Annotated in this window: 18 protein-coding genes and 2 riboswitches; of the genes, 13 read left to right on the top strand and 5 right to left on the bottom strand. The window is 55.2% G+C overall.

The genetic code is table 11. From position 1 onward, the window contains the following. From JD108_RS08970 to JD108_RS09015, 10 genes are all read left to right on the top strand, one after another. Window positions 1-1305, top strand: coding sequence for a substrate-binding domain-containing protein (locus tag JD108_RS08970; RefSeq protein WP_198829485.1), 1305 nt, complete (start codon window positions 1-3; stop codon window positions 1303-1305). Window positions 1306-1324: 19 nt separating this feature from the next. After that, window positions 1325-2089: an ABC transporter ATP-binding protein gene (locus JD108_RS08975; protein ID WP_198830048.1), complete on the top strand. Its 765-nt coding sequence runs from the start codon at window positions 1325-1327 to the stop codon at window positions 2087-2089. Continuing rightward, window positions 2073-2780, top strand: coding sequence for an ABC transporter ATP-binding protein (locus JD108_RS08980; protein WP_198829486.1), 708 nt, complete (start codon window positions 2073-2075; stop codon window positions 2778-2780). Before JD108_RS08975 ends, JD108_RS08980 begins: the two co-directional genes overlap by 17 nt. Before the next feature lie 27 nt (window positions 2781-2807). Continuing rightward, window positions 2808-3668 carry a branched-chain amino acid ABC transporter permease gene (locus tag JD108_RS08985; protein ID WP_198829487.1) on the top strand — a complete coding sequence of 287 codons (861 nt, stop codon included), beginning with the start codon at window positions 2808-2810 and terminating at the stop codon, window positions 3666-3668. Next, a complete protein-coding gene (locus tag JD108_RS08990; RefSeq protein WP_198829488.1) occupies window positions 3668-4696 on the top strand; it encodes a branched-chain amino acid ABC transporter permease in 1029 nt (342 codons plus the stop codon). Before JD108_RS08985 ends, JD108_RS08990 begins: the two co-directional genes overlap by 1 nt. Before the next feature lie 6 nt (window positions 4697-4702). Continuing rightward, a complete protein-coding gene (locus JD108_RS08995) occupies window positions 4703-5485 on the top strand; it encodes an alpha/beta fold hydrolase (RefSeq protein WP_198829489.1) in 783 nt (260 codons plus the stop codon). A gap of 100 nt (window positions 5486-5585) precedes the next feature. Next, a riboswitch (SAM riboswitch) is annotated at window positions 5586-5696 on the top strand. Between the two features lie 78 nt (window positions 5697-5774). Beyond that, window positions 5775-5887: riboswitch (SAM riboswitch) on the top strand. Window positions 5888-5973: 86 nt separating this feature from the next. After that, on the top strand, window positions 5974-7230 hold the full coding sequence (locus JD108_RS09000) for a homoserine dehydrogenase (protein ID WP_198829490.1): 1257 nt from the start codon (window positions 5974-5976) through the stop codon (window positions 7228-7230). 22 nt (window positions 7231-7252) lie between these two features. Then, window positions 7253-8746, top strand: a complete 1494-nt coding sequence (glpK, locus tag JD108_RS09005; RefSeq protein ID WP_198829491.1) for a glycerol kinase GlpK — start codon at window positions 7253-7255, stop codon at window positions 8744-8746. Between the two features lie 364 nt (window positions 8747-9110). Next, window positions 9111-10784 carry a glycerol-3-phosphate dehydrogenase/oxidase gene (locus tag JD108_RS09010; protein ID WP_198829492.1) on the top strand — a complete coding sequence of 558 codons (1674 nt, stop codon included), beginning with the start codon at window positions 9111-9113 and terminating at the stop codon, window positions 10782-10784. Between the two features lie 58 nt (window positions 10785-10842). Beyond that, a complete protein-coding gene (locus JD108_RS09015) occupies window positions 10843-11646 on the top strand; it encodes a VOC family protein (RefSeq protein ID WP_198829493.1) in 804 nt (267 codons plus the stop codon). Window positions 11647-11702: 56 nt separating this feature from the next. Here JD108_RS09015 and JD108_RS09020 read toward each other — a convergent pair whose 3' ends face one another. The 3 genes from JD108_RS09020 to JD108_RS09030 form a co-directional block, all read right to left on the bottom strand. After that, window positions 11703-12182 (bottom strand): CcdC family protein, encoded by a 480-nt coding sequence (locus tag JD108_RS09020; protein ID WP_198829494.1) that lies wholly within the window; start codon window positions 12180-12182, stop codon window positions 11703-11705. 195 nt (window positions 12183-12377) lie between these two features. Beyond that, complete coding sequence (locus tag JD108_RS09025; RefSeq protein WP_198829495.1) at window positions 12378-13730, bottom strand: ISLre2 family transposase; 1353 nt, start codon at window positions 13728-13730, stop codon at window positions 12378-12380. Between the two features lie 150 nt (window positions 13731-13880). Further along, complete coding sequence (locus JD108_RS09030) at window positions 13881-15086, bottom strand: MFS transporter (RefSeq protein ID WP_198829496.1); 1206 nt, start codon at window positions 15084-15086, stop codon at window positions 13881-13883. Between the two features lie 157 nt (window positions 15087-15243). Between JD108_RS09030 and JD108_RS09035 the strand changes: the two genes are divergently transcribed. Further along, the gene (locus tag JD108_RS09035) at window positions 15244-15924 is read left to right on the top strand and encodes a CPBP family intramembrane glutamic endopeptidase (RefSeq protein WP_198829497.1); all 681 of its coding nucleotides are present in this window, start codon (window positions 15244-15246) and stop codon (window positions 15922-15924) included. A gap of 21 nt (window positions 15925-15945) precedes the next feature. Next, window positions 15946-16503, top strand: coding sequence for an RNA 2'-phosphotransferase (locus JD108_RS09040; protein ID WP_198829498.1), 558 nt, complete (start codon window positions 15946-15948; stop codon window positions 16501-16503). Here the strand turns inward: JD108_RS09040 and JD108_RS09045 are convergent. Next, window positions 16467-17012 (bottom strand): DUF309 domain-containing protein, encoded by a 546-nt coding sequence (locus JD108_RS09045; RefSeq protein ID WP_198829499.1) that lies wholly within the window; start codon window positions 17010-17012, stop codon window positions 16467-16469. The genes JD108_RS09040 and JD108_RS09045 overlap by 37 nt on opposite strands. Before the next feature lie 85 nt (window positions 17013-17097). Here JD108_RS09045 and JD108_RS09050 point away from each other — a divergent pair, with 85 nt between their 5' ends. Further along, window positions 17098-17334, top strand: coding sequence for a hypothetical protein (locus tag JD108_RS09050; RefSeq protein ID WP_198830049.1), 237 nt, complete (start codon window positions 17098-17100; stop codon window positions 17332-17334). A gap of 124 nt (window positions 17335-17458) precedes the next feature. Here the strand turns inward: JD108_RS09050 and JD108_RS09055 are convergent, their stop codons facing one another. Continuing rightward, window positions 17459-17629, bottom strand: a complete 171-nt coding sequence (locus tag JD108_RS09055; RefSeq protein ID WP_198829500.1) for a YjzC family protein — start codon at window positions 17627-17629, stop codon at window positions 17459-17461. Window positions 17630-17759: the final 130 nt, after the last annotated feature.

Raw genomic sequence — 17759 nt, forward strand, 5'->3', positions numbered from 1 at the left:
ATGAAACAGGGTACTGATGCAAGGAAAGAAGGGTGGAAGCCGAGGCTGAAAGGCAGGCGCTCCCAAGCTGCCGGTCTACTGCTGTCGGCCGTGCTGCTAGTGTTCGTCTCGGCGTGCGGGAGCCAGCAAGCGGCCCAGCCGCAAAGCCCAAACCCGTCGGATTCGCAAGCGCAGACGCAGCCGGAAAAGAAAAAAGAACCGATCAGAATCGGAGTGCTGGCTTCGCAGACGGGAGCTTTGGAGGACTACGGCAAACAGACGGTGCGAGGCTTTGAATTGGGCATCGAGTATGCCACAGGCGGGACGAAGGAAGTGGCCGGACACCCCATCGAAATGATCGTCGAGGATACAGAAACAAAAGCGGACGTCGCCGTGAAGAAGGCGACCAAGCTGATTGAGGACGATCACGTGGACTTCCTGGTGGGATCGTCCAGCTCTGCCGATACCCTGGCGGTTGTTCCCTTGGCCGAGGAATACAAAAAGGTGATGATCGTGGAACCTGCAGCCGCCGACAGCATTACCGGAGCAAACTGGAACAAGTACATTTTCCGAACGCAGCGCAACTCCTCCCAGGATGCGATCGCAGCAGCGCTGGCCATTGCCAAAACAGGCACAAAAATCGCCACGCTGGCACAAGATTACGCATTTGGCCGGGACGGTGTGGCTGCATTCAAAGAAGCGGCGGAGAAGCTGGGAGCCGAAATTATTTTGGAGGAGTACGCCGATCCGAAAGCGACGGACGTTACGGCCAATCTGCAAAAAATCATCCAGGCCAAACCGGAGTACCTGTACGTGGTATGGGCGGGCGCGAATACACCCTGGACGCAGATCGCCAACATGAAGGTACAGGAGCAAGGCATTAAGCTGACTACCGGCACGGCAGACTTCGCCGCTTTAAAAACAATGAAATCGCTGATTGGCATGGAAGGCTTTACGCTCTACTATTACGATCTGCCCAAAAACAAAGTGAACGACTGGCTTGTGGCCGAGCATAAAAAACGCTTTAACGGTGAACCGCCCGACCTGTTTGTGCCGGGGGGCATGACGGCCGCTATTTCCATCGTGGAGGCGTTGAAGAAAACAAACGGCGTTACCGATGCGGACACGTTGATTTCGGCTATGGAAGGAATGAAATTTGTGACGCCAAAAGGCGAGATGATCTTCCGTCCTGAGGATCACCAGGCGCTTCAGTCGATGTATGTGGTGACGCTAGAAAACAAAGAGGGAGTGGATTACCCGGTTCCCGTCCTGATAACAGAACTCGCTCCTGACGAAACGGCTCCGCCGATTCGCAATAACAAGTAGGGGAAAGCAGGTGGGACAGATGCAGCCGGTCCTGGAAACCAAAGACTTGACCATTTCCTTCGGCGGACACACTGCGGTAAGCGGAGTGAGCTTGCAGGTAATGGCCCATACGTTTACCTCCATTATTGGTCCGAATGGCGCAGGCAAGACTACTTTCTTCAACCTGTTGAGCGGGCAGTTCCGCCCGACAAGCGGAAAGGTGTTTATAAAGGGGAAGGATGTCACGCATCTTTCCCCTGCCAAACGCACGCGTCTGGGAATGGGACGTTCGTTTCAAATCACCAATGTCTTTCCTTCGCTGACGGTTTTGGAAAACGTGCGGCTGGCCGTGCAGGCGCAAGCAGGCGTTTTCTATAACATGTTTGCCCATCGCAAAACGTACGCCGCTTTTGAAGAAAAAGCATACGAATTGCTGAAAACCGTTCTGCTCAGCCAAAAGAGCGACTCGCTGGCAAAGCATTTGGCGCATGGTGAAAAAAGAAAACTGGAAATTGCCATGCTGCTGGCACTCGGCACGGAGGTTCTGCTGCTGGATGAACCTACGGCGGGGATGTCTCTGGAAGAAGTGCCGGCGATCCTCGACGTGATCCGCAGCATAAAAGAGGAGGGGAACCGCACGATCCTTTTGATCGAGCACAAGATGGACATGGTGCTCGACTTGTCCGACCGGCTGATGGTTCTTTTCAATGGAAAGCTGTTGGCCGAGGACACCCCGGAGAAGATCATGCAGAATGAGCTGGTCCAATCTGCCTACCTGGGAGGGTTGTATGACGACGCTTCTTAACGTGGAACAGATAGAAACATACATCGGACAGTACCACATTTTGCAGGGAGTCACTTTTGAAGTGCGGATGGGGGAAGTTACCGTTCTGCTCGGCCGAAACGGTGCGGGCAAAACAACCACCCTGCGCTCGTTAATGGGGCTGAACCCCATTTCCAAAGGAAAGATTCTCTTCAAGGGAGAAGAGATCCACAGCTTGCCCACCTATGAGATCGCACGAAAAGGAATCGGCTATGTCCCTGAAGATCAGGGGGTGTTTCCGCACTTGACGATCGAGGAAAACTTCAAATTGGCCATACAGAAGCCGGATGAGGCCACATTGGCGAGGCAGGAGTGGATCGTCGATCTGTTTCCCGATTTAAAAACATTTTGGAAAAAACACGCAGGGCTGCTGAGCGGCGGCCAAAAACAGATGCTTGCCATCGCCAGGGCTTATGTTAATGACAATCAGCTCCTCTTGATTGACGAACCGAGCAAAGGATTGGCACCGATTGTTGTGGAAAAAGTGATCCGCTCTTTGCATGAGATGAAAAAGAGGGTGACGGTTGTGCTGGTGGAGCAAAATTTTCACATGGCGAGCGCAATCGGCGACCGTTACTACATCATCGACGACGGCATGTCCGTCCACACAGGAATGATGGAAGAGCTGAAGACCAATGAAAAGTTGAAAAAGGAGTACCTGGGCATTGCATAAGCGAAGGTGGAAAGGGGGGACTCGCGGGTGGAGGTGCTGGTCGGATTAACGGTAAACGGACTTGCCACAGGATGCTTGATATTCCTGTTGGCAGCCGGATTGACGCTGATTTTTGGCTTGATGAATGTACTTAACTTCGCACACGGGGCTCTATTCGCCTGGGGGGCATACGCGGGAGTCTGGATCTACGTCCTATCGGGGAACTATCTGGTCGGCATCGCAGGCGCCATCCTCGTCGGCATGCTGCTCGGCTGGGCGTTGGAGCGGTTCATCGTGCAGCCGGTGTACGGAAACCATATGTCGCAAATCTTGATCACGCTAGGCGTCCTGTTGGTGTTGAATGAATTATTAAAAGTCTTTTTTGGCCCGAATCAAATCAGTGTTCCGCTCCCTGACTATCTCAGCGAGAGCTGGCTCGTGGGGGGCGTCGTCCTGATCAAATACCGGTTGTTCATCATTGTCGTCGGTGCCTTGGTCTTTTTCGGCATTCAGTACGTTCTCAAGCGGACAAAACTGGGGCTGATCGTCCGTGCGGGCGTGATGAACAAAGAGATGGTGCAAGCATTGGGAATCAACATCAAAAAAGTGTTTCTCTTCGTATTTATCCTGGGTTCGGGAATGGCTGCGCTTGGCGGCATGCTGTTTGCTCCCTATTCCGGTGTCATTCACGCGGAAATCGGAATGGATTATGGCATTCTTGCCTTCATCGTCGTCGTCATCGGCGGCATGGGCAGCATTGGCGGATCGGCGCTTGCCGCTATTCTGGTCGGCGTGCTGGGGGCGTATATGGCCTATTATGTGCCCAGTTTGTCTCTTGCTGTAAATATGCTGCTGATGGTCGGCGTCCTGATGTTTCGACCTACGGGCCTGTTAGGGGGGAAGGGATAATGCTGCGGACAAACTTGCTGTCCTTCTCGCGCCTGGCGATGGCCGTGGCGGTTGCGATACTCGTTTTGTTTCCGTTTTTGAGCGACTCGCGGAGCGCGCTGATCTTGCTCACGCAAATTTTTATTTATGCCGTATTTGCGATGAGTTACGACATCCTGCTCGGGTATACGGGAATCATCTCCTTTGGCCATGCGATGTTCTTCGGTATAGGCGCATACACGACCGCCATCATGATGAGCCGATGGGAGGAATCGGTTGTTGTCTTTCTCGTCGCGCAGGCGGTCGTGCTGATCCTGACTGGCATTGTCAGTTATTTGATCGGGGCTCTTTCGCTGCGGCTGAAAAGCCACTACTACGCCATGCTGACGCTAGCCTTCGCCGGCTTGTTCTACGTGCTTGCAGAGAAATGGCGCAGCGTAACGAAGGGGAACGACGGATTTCCTTTTCAGATTCCAGACCTGTTTCGTGACCGCTTGGTTTTTTACTTTGTCGCGCTGGCCTTTATGCTGGTGACGTTGTACGCCTTGAAACGGTTTACGGAATCTCCGGTAGGAAAAGTGCTGCAGGCCATCCGGGAAAACGAGCAGCGGACAGAGTCGCTCGGCTACCAGGTTATCCACTACAAGATCATTGCCAGCATCGTGGCAGGAGTGGTTGCCGGTCTCAGCGGATCGATGTACGCGGTTACGCTGCGCTTTGTCAATACGGCGGTCTTTTCCACAAACGTGACGCTTGACGCGCTGTTGATGACGATTATCGGCGGGGTCGGTACCCTGTACGGGGGGATCATCGGGTCGGCGCTGATTTTGCTGGCGCATGCGGGCTTAACCGATCTTGCCAAGGTTCACTGGATTTTTGAGCGGTGGATGATTTTCTTTGGGGCCGTGTATATTCTCGCTGTCATGTTTTTCCCGCAGGGGATCATCGGCGGCATGAAAAACTGGCTGTCAAAACGGAGAAAAAGCATGGAGGAAAAGAAGCCTGACAACGCCCAAGAAAGAATGCGGTACGTATCAGAAGAGGAGTGAAGCTGATTGGCAAAGGGCGCCATTTCGCTGCGCTACGTCCTGGAGGGAACAGGCCATGATGTGGTATTGATTCATGGATTGGGCCAAAGGCTGGAAGATTGGGATGTGCAAAAAGAGGCGTTGGTCAACAATGGGTACCGTGTATTGACCTTTGATTTGAGAGGACATGGCGAGTCGGAATGGACCGCGGAAGAGGTGAATATCCGGACCTATGCGCATGACCTGAACCGGTTGTTGTGTCAGTTGTCGATTGATAGGGCGCATCTGGTTGGGCTGTCCATGGGAGGCGCCATCGCGCAAATGTTTTATCGGGACTTTCCGGAAAAGGTTCAGACGCTTGTTCTCGCCGCCACATTTTCCTACTTTCCCGAAAATATGAAACAGTCCAGCTTGGAGAGCCGACTCTCTTACATCGATCAGGGGAAAATGGAAGAGTTGGCTGAGTTGATTGCGAGACGGTCGTTTACCGAGAATGCTCCGATCGAGTTGATCGAGAACATGAAAAAGACCATCGCTGATAATCATCTTGCCGCTTACAGAGGCTCCATGATCGCCTCCATAAATGCGGACAGCAGAGAGTATTTGGCAGAAATCGAAGTGCCTGTTCTCATCATCGTGGGAGAGGGAGACCTGACAACTCCCCTGGCATGCAGCCAGTATCTGCACCAGCATATAAAAAACTCCCGCTTGGTGGTAATACCCGAAGCACGGCATATGCTAACGCAGGAACGACCGGACTCATTCAATCGGGAGCTGCTGCAATTTTTGCGTGAAATGCGTGAACGATGACAGCATGTCGGTATCCCTCTCAGCGCCGGATCCCGATTGATCATGTTCTTGACGTGTTTCATGGAATTCTTTACAATGAAAGCGAAACAGGTTACCACCATTCTTATCCAGAGAGGCAGAGGGACTGGCCCGATGAAGCCCGGCAACCGTCGCGTTCGCGCGACAAGGTGCCAATTCCTGCAAGACGATTTGTCGTCTTGGCAGATAAGAAGCGAGAGCATGTGCGTATGTAAAGCCGGCCTTCTTCTTGTCTGAAGAGGGTTTTTTTATTACCAAAAAATATACAGCTTTCTTATCCAGAGAGGCGGAGGGACTGGCCCGATGAAGCCCGGCAACCGTCACGTTCAGCGTGACAAGGTGCCAATTCCTGCAGGACGCTTGAAGTGTCCTGAAAGATAAGAAGGAGGCCCCCGTCTCTACACAAGCCTTCTTCTGCGGAAGAGGGCTTTTCCGCTTTCTGGGTCTGAAAGAAAAAGGAGTGTTTGGCGATGAGTACGGGTGTGGTAAAGGTTGGGTTGCTGGGTGTCGGAACAGTAGGCGGCGGGGTGTTGAAGACCATTCGTTCGCAGCAGCAGAAGCTCTCCGAGCGGCTGGGCCGCCGTGTCGAGGTGGTCAAGGCGCTGGTCCGGGATACGGATAAGCAGCGGGCGGTGCAGATCGACCGCGATCTGGTCACCACCTCGTTTGAGGACGTGCTGGACGCAGAGGTGGACATCGTCGTGGAGGTGATGGGCGGAGTAGATCCGGCCTATGACTATGTGCGGGCCTTGATGGAAAAGGGCTGTCATATCGTGACGGCAAACAAGGAGCTGCTCGCCAAGCGAGGGGCCGAACTGGTCGAGCTGGCCAACCGCCACCACGTGCAGCTCGCCTATGAGGCGAGTGTCGCGGGCGGGATCCCCATCCTGGGGGTGCTCCGCCAATTCCTGCGGACGAATGAGATCACCTCAGTCAGCGGGATATTAAACGGTACGACCAACTACATCCTGACGCAGATGGAGCAGCATCAGCTTCCGTATGAGGTGGCGCTGAAGCAGGCGCAGGAGCTGGGATATGCCGAGGCGGACCCGACCTCTGATGTGGAAGGCTGGGACGCTCTCTACAAGTCCTACATCCTCGCCCAGCTCGTGTACGGTGAGTCCCTGCCGCTGCATGCGGCCGAGCGGAAGGGGATTGACTCTCTGCATCTCGGACAGCTGGCGCTCGCACAGGAGCTGGGCTATCGAATCAAGCTGCTGGCCCGGGCCTCCCGGACAGAGGGGGCGATCCAACTGTCTGTCAGCCCGACGCTGCTGCCGCTGGATCATCCGCTTGCCCAGGTGCAGGATGCCTACAATGCCGTGCAGGTATCGGGAAACATCGTTGGCGATCTCCTGTTCATGGGAAAAGGGGCAGGAGAGCTGCCTACCGCAAGCGCGGTTGTGGAAGACCTGGCCTTTTTGCTGACACAGCGCTTCACGCCCCACCCGATCTGGCAGGAGCGGCAGGCAGACAAGGTCCGTCCACAGGAACAAAAGTGGAGCTTCTGTTATCTGGAGAGCGAAGGCTCACAAGGGTCGCCGGACCAGATCCTGCATTTTTTGGATCGGGCAGGAGTTGAGGTAGTCAAGCAGCGAATTCAGTATGATTGGGCAAATGTCCTGCGCATCGGCCTCGTCGCAAGCGGGTTTACCGATGAGCATGGAGAGCTGTTGCACCGCGATTTTGGCATCCGTGCAGATGTATTTCCCGTACTGGCTCCCTGAGGTGAGAGAAAGGAGGACGCAGATGGAAAAAAAGGTTGTGCTGGCGATTGACCAGGGGACGACCAGCTCGAGGGCCATCCTGTTTGACCGGCAAGGCAGCATCGTCGGGCTGGCGCAGAAGGAATTCACCCAGCTTTTTCCGGGTCCGGGGTGGGTCGAGCATAATGCGCTGGAAATCTGGTCCTCGGTCGTCGGCGTCATCGGCGAGGTATTGGCGAGCCACAATATCTCAGCGCTGGAAGTGGCTGCGATCGGCATAACCAATCAGCGAGAGACGACCGTAGTTTGGAACAAACATACGGGCGTACCGGTCTATCATGCCATCGTCTGGCAGTCGAGGCAGACCTCCGCGATTTGCGAGCAATTGAAAAAGCAGGGATATGACGAGCTGTTTCGGAGCAAAACAGGGCTCTTGATCGACGCCTATTTCTCCGGCACCAAAGTAAAATGGATTCTCGACCATGTGGACGGGGCGAGGGAGCAGGCAGAGCGCGGCGAGCTGCTGTTTGGAACGATCGACACCTGGCTGATCTGGAAGCTGTCGGGAGGCCGGGCCCATGTCACGGACTATACCAATGCCTCCCGTACGCTAATGTACAATATCTTCGATCTCCAGTGGGATGAGGAGCTGTTGGATCTGCTGGACGTGCCGCGCTCCATGCTGCCCGAGGTGAGAAGCAGCTCCGAGGTGTACGCCACGACCGACAGGGATCTCTTTTTCGGCGCCGAAGTGCCCATCTCCGGCGCTGCGGGCGACCAGCAGGCGGCCTTGTTCGGGCAGGCATGCTTCGATCGGGGGATGGCCAAAAATACGTACGGCACGGGCTGTTTTCTTTTGATGAATACAGGGGAAGAGGCAGTCCGCTCCGAGCACGGCTTGCTGACCACGATCGCCTGGGGACTGTCGGGGCGCGTAGAATATGCGCTGGAGGGAAGCGTCTTCGTGGCCGGCTCGGCGATCCAGTGGCTGCGGGATGGGCTGCGGATGCTGAAAACCTCCGCAGACAGCGAACGCTACGCGGCTTCCGTCCCCTCGACCGAAGGTGTCTACGTCGTTCCGGCGTTCGTTGGGTTGGGCACTCCCTACTGGAACAGTGAGGTGCGCGGTGCGGTATTTGGACTGACCCGCGGGACGACGAAAGAGCATTTTATCCGGGCCACACTGGAATCACTCGCGTACCAGACCAAAGACGTCGTCAAGGCGATGGAAGCGGACGCAGGCATTCCGCTGACAAAGCTGCGCGTGGATGGCGGAGCCGTCATGAATCAGTTCCTGATGCAATTCCAAAGCGATATGCTCGGGGTCCCTGTCGAGCGTCCGCAGATTCACGAGACGACGGCACTCGGTGCCGCCTACCTCGCCGGGCTGGGCGTCGGTTTTTGGAAGAGCAAAGACGAGATTCGCAACCGCTGGCGGCTGGATCAGACCTTTGAGCCACAGCTGACAGAAGCGCGGCGAGATGAGCTGTATGCCGGCTGGAAAAAGGCAGTCCAGGCAGCCCTTTCCTTTTTGTAGGGTGAGTGGTCCCCTTCGCTAGAAAAGAACTGACCACTGACAAACAAACAAACAAGCCTTCCCGCATATGGATGTATCGAGGGGATCGCCCCGAAAAAAAGCGAGGTCGGTCAGGTGGTTATGATGTTTCGTCCAAGGGGAAAAATTTCCGCCCGAATCATCCTGAACGAAGCGCTGGATGCACTCGCGCTGGCTGTATCGGTCGGCACAAAGGAATTGTGGTTTCCACCTGAATAATTGAAAATAGGGAAGAGATGAGGAGATACCCCTTTGAGAAGGCGGCTTGCCCGATGGCAGGCAGTCTTTTTCATGGGGGGTTTTTGTTTGTCAAAACGTCTGGCGCGAGCCGGAAAGGAGGCTTACTGTGGGAAACCCGTTTTCAGCGCGAACCAGACAGAATGATCTGCAAGAGATGGAAAAAGAGACGCTCGACCTGCTCGTCATCGGCGGCGGCATCACGGGAGCAGGGATCGCCCTCGATGCGAGCAAGCGGGGAATCCGCGTGGGATTGGTGGAAAAGAATGATTTTGGGTCCGGCACCAGCAGCCGTTCGACGAAGCTGATCCACGGCGGACTGCGCTATCTGAAACAGGGGGAAGTGAAGCTGGTCCGGGAGGTGGGGCGCGAACGGGCCATTTTGTATCAAAACGCTCCGCATCTGGTCATCCCGGCCCCGATGCTGCTGCCGATCTATCAGGGCGGCTCGTATGGGTACTGGGCCACCTCGATCGGGCTGTTCATCTACGATGTCCTGGCCGGCGTGGCCCGCAGAGAGAGGCGGAACATGCTGGGCAAAGAGGAGACGCTGGCCCATGAGCCTTTGCTCAAAGGGGAAGGGCTGAAAGGCGGAGGCCTCTATGTTGAATACCGGACCGATGATGCCCGGCTGACGCTGGATATTCTGAAAACGGCTGCAGGACTGGGGGCAAAAGCGGTCAATTACGCAGAGGCCGGCTCTTTTCTCTACGAGGACGGCAGGCTGAAGGGGATCATGGTGACCGACCGTCTGTCAGGAAAACAATACGCCCTCAAAGCCAAACATGTGGTGAATGCCGCCGGTCCATGGGTAGACCGCGTGCGCCAGATGGACGGTTCCCTGGAGGGCAAACGGCTGTATTTGACAAAAGGGGTGCATCTGGTCGTCTCGGCGGAGCGCTTGCCTGTGAGGCAATCCGCTTATTTTGATACCCCGGACGGGCGCATGGTCTTCGTCATTCCGCGGGGGAAAATCACCTACATCGGGACGACCGATACGTCCTACCGCCACTCGATTGACGAGCCGAGAACGACGGCGGCAGATCGCGACTACCTGCTGCGGGCCGTAAACAGCATGTTTCCCACGGTCCATCTGCGAACCGAAGATGTCCTGTCCCATTGGGCAGGGCTGCGGCCGCTGATCTACGAAGAGGGGAAAGGGGCGTCCGAACTGTCCCGCAAGGACGAAATCTTCCACTCGTCGACCGGATTGATTACGATCGCCGGCGGGAAGCTGACAGGCTTTCGGAAGATGGCGGAAAAAGTGGTGAATTTGGTCGCGCGGAAACTGCAGGCGGAGGAAGGCAAGAGATATCCCGGATGCTCCACCGACGCGATCGTGATCAGCGGCGGAGAGAGACACGGCTACGACAATTACGCGGAGTGGAAGCGGGAAATGCATCGCCTGGGCACAGATCTAGGCGTAGATGCTGACACGGCCTGGGAGTGGATCGACACGTACGGCACCAATACGCTGAGGATCTACGAGCGCATCGATCGCATCAGTGCAAGCGGGAATGCGGATAGTCTGCTGGCTGCTCAAATCCGTTACGCGATTGAGGAGGAGAGGACTGTCCGTGCGCTGGATTTTCTTCGGCTGCGTACCGGATGGACGTATTTTCAAGTGGAGAAGGCCGAAGCCGAAAAGGAGCGGGTGATCCGTCTGATGGCCGAGGAGCTGGGGTGGTCCGCAGAAGAAGCGGCCAGACAGCGGGAAGAAGCCGAGCGTTACCTGCATGCGTTGAAACATCTCCCGCCCACAGATGAGGAGGTCCCCCGTTGACTTTCTGCCGGGATGAGGTACGATTTGGGAAAAAGACATGGGAAAGAAGGCGGGTTGGGTGAAACTCTCATTTGATCATCTGGTGCACTTTCTCTACAGGCCTCCGGCAGAAGCTCTGGAGCCGCTTGGGGACGCCGGTTTTCACGCGGTGGCGGGGGGACAACACGAGGCGTGGGGGACCTATAACAGCTTGAGCTACTTTGGCTTGTCTTACATCGAGTTCTTCGCCGCGCGGTCGACGGAGATTGCGGCGAAGTCAGAGAATCCGCTGGTCCAACAGCTATTGGCCGATCGGCCCTGCGGCGAAGGGATGGGACAGATCGCCCTTCGCACCAGTGAGATCGAGCGCTGGTCAGAGCGCTTTCGCGAGCAAGGCTGCCAAGTGACAGGTCCGCTTGCGGGAAGCAGGAGACGGGAAGACGGCAGCCTGATCCAGTGGAAAATGCTGTTTGCAAAAGATCCGCGGCGGAAGTACCGCATGCCGTTTTTGATTGAGTGGGCGGATACGGACGAGAGCCGGCTTGCGGATTTGACCCGTCGGGGAGTGGTGGCGCCGCATCCTAATGGCGCAAGCGAAATCGCCTATGTCGCCATCGCGGCCCATGATCAGGCCGATGCGGCAGAAGCCTGGCAGGAGTGGTTGGGACTCAAAGCCGGCCCGGACTATTACGACGAGGAGCTTCAAGCGACCTGCAGACGGCTGTCCTGTCCCGGGGGCGATCTCGTCTTTTGCCGTCCGGAAGGCGATGGACCTGCTGGCGAGGCATTGGCAGCCAGAGGAGAACGGCCTTTTTTGATCCGTTTTGCCGGGGCGGATGCCGGCCGGCGGGTATGGTTATTTGGAAGCAGATACGCGTGGTAACAAAAAAGAGCAGGCCCCGTACATGTGAAAAGGGCTCTGCTCTTATCTTTGTAGACTTACGTCCGCACCGGTTTTTTGACCAATTGCCGGTACATATACAGCATCGCGAGGCGCCAGGGCAGGATCATGCCGTACGCCAAGACGAAGAAGAGACCGGCTGTTTGCATGACGGTAAACGAATCGTTGACCACCAGCTTGATCGCGGTTCGGATCACCAACAGACCCAGCAATATCAGAAAAAACGCTCGGGAGCGCTTGAGATAGACCTCCTGGCCGACGAATTCAAACCGGGATGTCAGGATCAGCGGGATCGACAGTACCAGCCCGATCAGGAAGGCCGTAACATGATACGCAAACGGGGTTGCCGTTTCCGGAAAGTGAAACATGGCAAAGCCCGTGGACATAAACAAGGGCGGCAAGATAATTCGACGCGCGGAAACCGGTTTTTTTTGAGCCCGCATCCGTACAAAGATGACTGCGGTCGCCATGAGTAACGGGATCAGCATCCCGAGAGCGCTCGATGACAACATGTTCATGAATAGGCTCCTCCTTACCCCATGATGGTACTAGTGTACACCATTTTTTCCGAGAGGGGAAAGTGGACGTTTTGCGTCGTGTGAGTCAAGCCATAGTGGGCAGGATTTTTTTGTCTCCAAAATAAGACTTCTGGTTTCCTCTTCTTGAAAGCGCTTTATTTTTGTATGATTCCTTTCTTCCACTCGATTTTTGCCTCATCCGCGAAGGGCTTTTAAGGCCAGCCCGGTAGGGCTGCTTTGATATGACCCGTGCAACAGGCGGATCGTCCCGTTTATATAGCCTTTTGCCTGCTCTTTCACTTCCCGTAGCAAGTCCTTCACTCGGACCATTGGGTTGGGCTGTAACACTTGCTTCTTCGCTATCGCCTGGCCGCTCAAACGACTTCCCTCTTGTCGTGCCATAATGGCTCGCAACATCGCTTGTACTCCCCGTACACTCCAACTGTAGCCGCCTCGTTTGGTCCTTTTTGCCATCACCCGCATTTGCGCTTCCGCACTCCCCATTGGACGCATGCCCGTCGTGTCGATACCAGCTTCACCCAGAACCTTTCGATAGTCGATAAGATGCCTTCGATGCCGCCGTAAATAGGCCACGTATTTCCGCCATTCGTTCCGGTGCTCTTCCAGAATCTTTTCCTCCGGTACGGACTCTACTGTCGCCAGCAAGATATCCGCTTCAAAGGCCGCCAACGCCTGCCTTACCGTCTGCCACGTCTCTGGCAACTGACCCAGGAATCGGCGCAATTCTCGCGCCACATGAAAGCGATCCAGTGTGTAAATACAGCGGTGAAAGTAGGATTCGCATTCTCCAATCCAATTGGCCCCATCCCCATTGACTACGATCCATGTGTTTTCATCCATGTCGTAATGACGAACCAGAAAGTCGCCAAACCCTTCCCAGAACTCTCCCTTCGTCGTATGCAGGTAATGGCGTTTCGACCTAAGCCGCACTCGGTCCCCCTCTTGTTCCCATCCTTCGTGCACAATCGCCATTCGATTTTCCATTCCCCGCTGGCGTTGCCTCTGCAATGAGGTGTAAAGTCCATCCACTTCCACAAACAATACGCGAACCGACCTTCGGGTCGCTTTCGACACGATGGTTGATGCTTGTTCAACCCGCGTGATTAGTTTGTCCCGAATGGCCTCATGGCTCAGTACCCGATACCCCAGTAACGCTTCCAAGCGTTTTGCGCTGTCCCGGTACGAGGGGCCTTGGCTAGCAAATTCGATCGCTATCTCTTCCAAAAACGGGCTTAGCTTCTCCCGCCCGTCAAAGGCCAGCATACGATCCAACAAATACACATGTTGACCCTTCACGCGATCCTGATACAATCGCCGTTTGAATCGAACCGTACCAAAGAGTGTGTCGATCTGGACTTCTCGTTGGTCCTTTAGCCGAAAGCGTGAATGATCCCGTTGATGCATCAGATACTCGTCCAACGCTTCCAAAATATAAGCCATACCGGCAGCGAACTGTTCCTGCAACGTTCGAAACAACAACGTTTCAAGCTCTTTCATTGTGGGAAATTCCGTGGTAAACTTGCTCACAGGGTTTCTCCTCCTTGGTGTGTTTGGTTTTGGCGCTTTACACTTTACCAAGAAGAGAAGCCCTTTTCTATACCCTCCAACTGATTTTTCTTCAAAAATTTCTTTTCGGTTTGCCCACGAACATTTTACTCATACTTTTGCGTCCGCATGTTACGCAGCCGCAACCGGCTCATCTGTCTCCCGTACATCCAGCTTGTGCCTTTTGCTGTAATACAGCGTCAGTGCGGCCATCAACAGGGTGACGGAACCGATCCCGATCATGTAGCCCGACACGCCGAAGAGATCGAGGCAGACCCCGGTCGTTCCCAAGGCGACCAAAAAGAACCCGCGGTCCAGCATGCCCTTAAACGAGAAAAAGCGGCCTTGCTGGTGTTCCTCCAGTCTGCGTTGAAAAATCGTGGTCGTCACAGGGAAAAAGAACGCCACCGTAAATCCAAACAGGCCAAAGGAAGCGAGTACCATCACACGGCTTTCCGCAAAAGACATGCCGTACTGGGAGAGGGCGAAGACAAACAGCAGGAGGGTCGAGGCGGCAATCAGATTGCGTCCGCCGATCCACCGCTTTGCCAGCAAACCTCCGGCGAGAATACTGGTTCCCTCGACGGTGTAGATCCAGCCCATCAGATCGGGGCGCGCCTGGATTTCACTGAAGTTGAGTACGAGCAGGTTAAATCCGCCGAGAAACAGCGTGATCAAGCCGGTATTGAGCAGCGCGACCATCAGCGCGTGATCCCGCTTGATCAGCGTAAATACCTCGCGAAACTCCACTTTTTCCTGGCGCTTGCGAGCGTCAATCGGCGGGATTTGCAGGAATCGGGTGACGACGGCCAGCGCCAGATAGGCTCCGAGCGAAAACAGGTACAGGGTGGACAAATCCATCGCCGTGACGAGTATGCCGCCCAGTGCCGTTCCGCCGATGCGGGACAGGGTGGCGATGTTCAGATAGACGCTGTTTGCCTTTAACAGTTCCGCCGGACTGAGAATCGCCGGGAGGGAAGCCTGCACGGTCGGGAAATAAAAGGCTGCCGAGACTTGCATGATGATCAGCGAGACGACCATCCAGGTGAGGGAGCTGTAAGCGATGGCTGGGAGCATGCAGAGAGGACTGAGACTGCGGACCAGACTGGCCCATAGCATAATGCTTCTTTTGTCGATGCGGTCGATGGTGACGCCGGCTTTGGGTGACAGCAAGATGCTGACGATCAGCCCGCTCATCAAGACCAGCCCCTTCACCGTATCGGAAGGGATCATATGCTGCATGAACTGGAGGTTGGCGATGATGGATATCCACATACCCGCACCGGCGATAACCTCTCCTGTCATGAGCAGAAGAAAGGTATGATTGCGCCACAACATGTCAGACACTCCTTCTGTCTAGTCAAATAATTTTTACCAGTGGATTCAAACAGTATAGCATTTACCCAAAATTTTGTATATTGATTCCGTGCAATCGAATGTCAACGAGAGACATGGGGAACGCTAAGTTTGTCAAAGTGGATAAGGGAGTCCCTGAATGAAAAGGAAGCCTGTGCTATTACTCCTGTTGGCTTATGGATTCGCGGCCACGCTGTCCGTTTTTTACGGGCTGGTGGAGAAGCGAAGCCTGTTTGTCACCTTTGTCTCCTTTCATTTGCTGGTCTGTCTGCTCGTGCCGATTCTGCATGGCTGGTGGGAACAGGAGCTGTCCCTGCAGTGGAGAAAGGCATGGGTGCCTCTGGACAAAGAGGGGATTGCCTATGGCCTGGCGATCGGGGTGATGCTGATGACGGGCATCATCGCGGGAGCCTGGCTGCTGCTGGAGGGAGAGGTCCATGCGGTTCATATACGGCTCGTCTTGGAAACATGGGGGCTGACGAGACAGCTTCTGCTGCCTTTTTCTCTCTATCTGGTGGTGGTCAATTCACTCTTAGAGGAGCTATTGTGGCGCGGATTTGTGCTGGAGCGCTTGCTCGCCTCGCTCAATCGCATACAGGCTGTGGTCGTGAGCAGTTTTTTCTACAGTCTCTACCATCTGATTATCGCGGTGGTCCTGTTCGGCTTGTTCTGGGGAGGGGTGATCACGCTCTTGGTCTTCGGGGCTGGACTGCTCTGGGGCTGGATGAAACGGTGGTACCCGGCCGCCTACGCGACATGGCTCAGCCACCTCCTCGCCGATCTCGGGATCATCGCGGTGCTGGTGATCTGGATATACTGACGGGAAGCGGAGGGATGCGCGGTGCTGAAGGACTACGAAGATAGGCTGCGAAAAAAGCTGCTGTCTGTTCTGCGGCAAAACGGAGAAGAACTGACGCTCTACTATGATACCTACGGGTATACGCCCATCCAGCCGTTATTAACCTATCTCCGCGGGCTGAAGGGCTGCGGCAGCGTCACCCGCGAGGAGATTCGGCAGGTCGTGGACGCCGACCCCCAGCAGCGAATCGAATGGGACGGGGGCGAATTGATCCGCGCCACCTACGGGTTTATGCCGGGTCCCAAAAAGGTGGGGGAGGAGGTAGAGCCGCCGGAGAGGCTCTACTACGGCACGCATCGGAGATTGCTGGGTCAAGTGCTGGAGGGTGGCCTGCTGCCGATCGCCAGCGATACTGTGCAGCTGGCAGCGACCCCCCAGGCGATCGGAGAAGAAGCGGGGACACTGGCGATTTGCGAAGTAAAGGCGCGGGATGCCTGGGAGCGGGGGATTCGCTTTTTCCAGGGAGCCTGGCCTCACTTTTATGCAGAGGCGATTCCCGCAGTCTATGTGTCGGAGCCGGTGCTGCGATCGCGCGGCTGACTGCGCCGGCGGAGTTGACGCTCCCGCTCTTCGACGACATCCGATCTGTCGCGCAGCGTATGCTTGTGCAGGAGAAATTCATTTTGCAAATCGCTTTCGCGGTCAAAGGACAGGCCTCTGTCGGCGCAGATCGTACGGCAAGCCTCAAGCAGAGCGGGATCGGCGATCGGGAGGCTGATGCTCCGGTAAGGCTGGCGGGCTTCCTGCTGTGCCGCTGCCAGGCGGAGCATCGCCAGGAGCGAGTCGACGTCCAGGCCGAGCGCTTTGACCGCAGCTTTTTCACGCATGATCCCGGCAATCGCGCTGCGCATCATTTTGAGGGCCCCGGCAAAATTGCCTCTCCGCTGGTGGTAGAGGGATACCGCGATCTGAATCAGCGCCACCCATACCGCCTGGCGCTCCCCGGGCGGACTTTCTTTCCAGTATTCTTCCAAAATTTCATGGCACTCGAAATAATCCCGTTCCGCGTGAAACTGAACGAGATACTCCACATAAGCCTCAGGATACATTTGCTTACCTCGCTCTTTTGTTTTCCTTTTTCCCTATGTACAATTATATAGGATCATCCCTATGAAAAACGAGGTGTACACGGAAATGACGAAGGAAGAAATTCTGGCCGTCCTGGAAGAGAGACAGCTGACAGATATCATCGAGTTGATCGAAGATGCGGAATCCGGAGATCTGGAGGAGCTGGAGCTCGTGGAGAGCCTTGGGCTGCTCCTGGATCAAGAGCTGAATCGGGAGGTTATCGGGCTGCTGGAGAGCCTGGGAGTAACCATTGTCTATGTCACGGACGAAGACGATGAGGATGGCGAAGAAGAAGAGGATTGACCTGCGAAAAAAAGAACCAATCTTGTCAATGAAGTGTACCTTGTTAGCGGTGTCTAACAATGGAGGTGCTCTTCACAAGCGGATTGGTTCTTTTTTGTGTTTGCCTCGATTGGTTGCGTTTTCCCTATTTTTGCGTCCAGACCCGGTTTTTATTGCGGGTGGGAGGAAATTTATCGCCTTTGCTCAATTCGATAATCATCGGGTCCTGCACCCCGGCCCCCGTCTCTCCGATTTCCATGTAGACGGCGTTTTTCGGGGACTTGTCGCCTTCACGAAAACGGCTCTGCTCGCCCAACTTGCGTCACCCCGCTTTCCTCTATTGATATACTCCTGGTTAGTATTCGTTGGCTGCGGAGCGTTCATCCCAAGGCTGGATATTGACGATACATTCAGAATTGATTTACGATTGAAATTACATGATAGTG

The sequence above is a fragment of the Brevibacillus composti genome (genome assembly GCF_016406105.1).
Lineage (GTDB): Bacteria > Bacillota > Bacilli > Brevibacillales > Brevibacillaceae > Brevibacillus > Brevibacillus composti.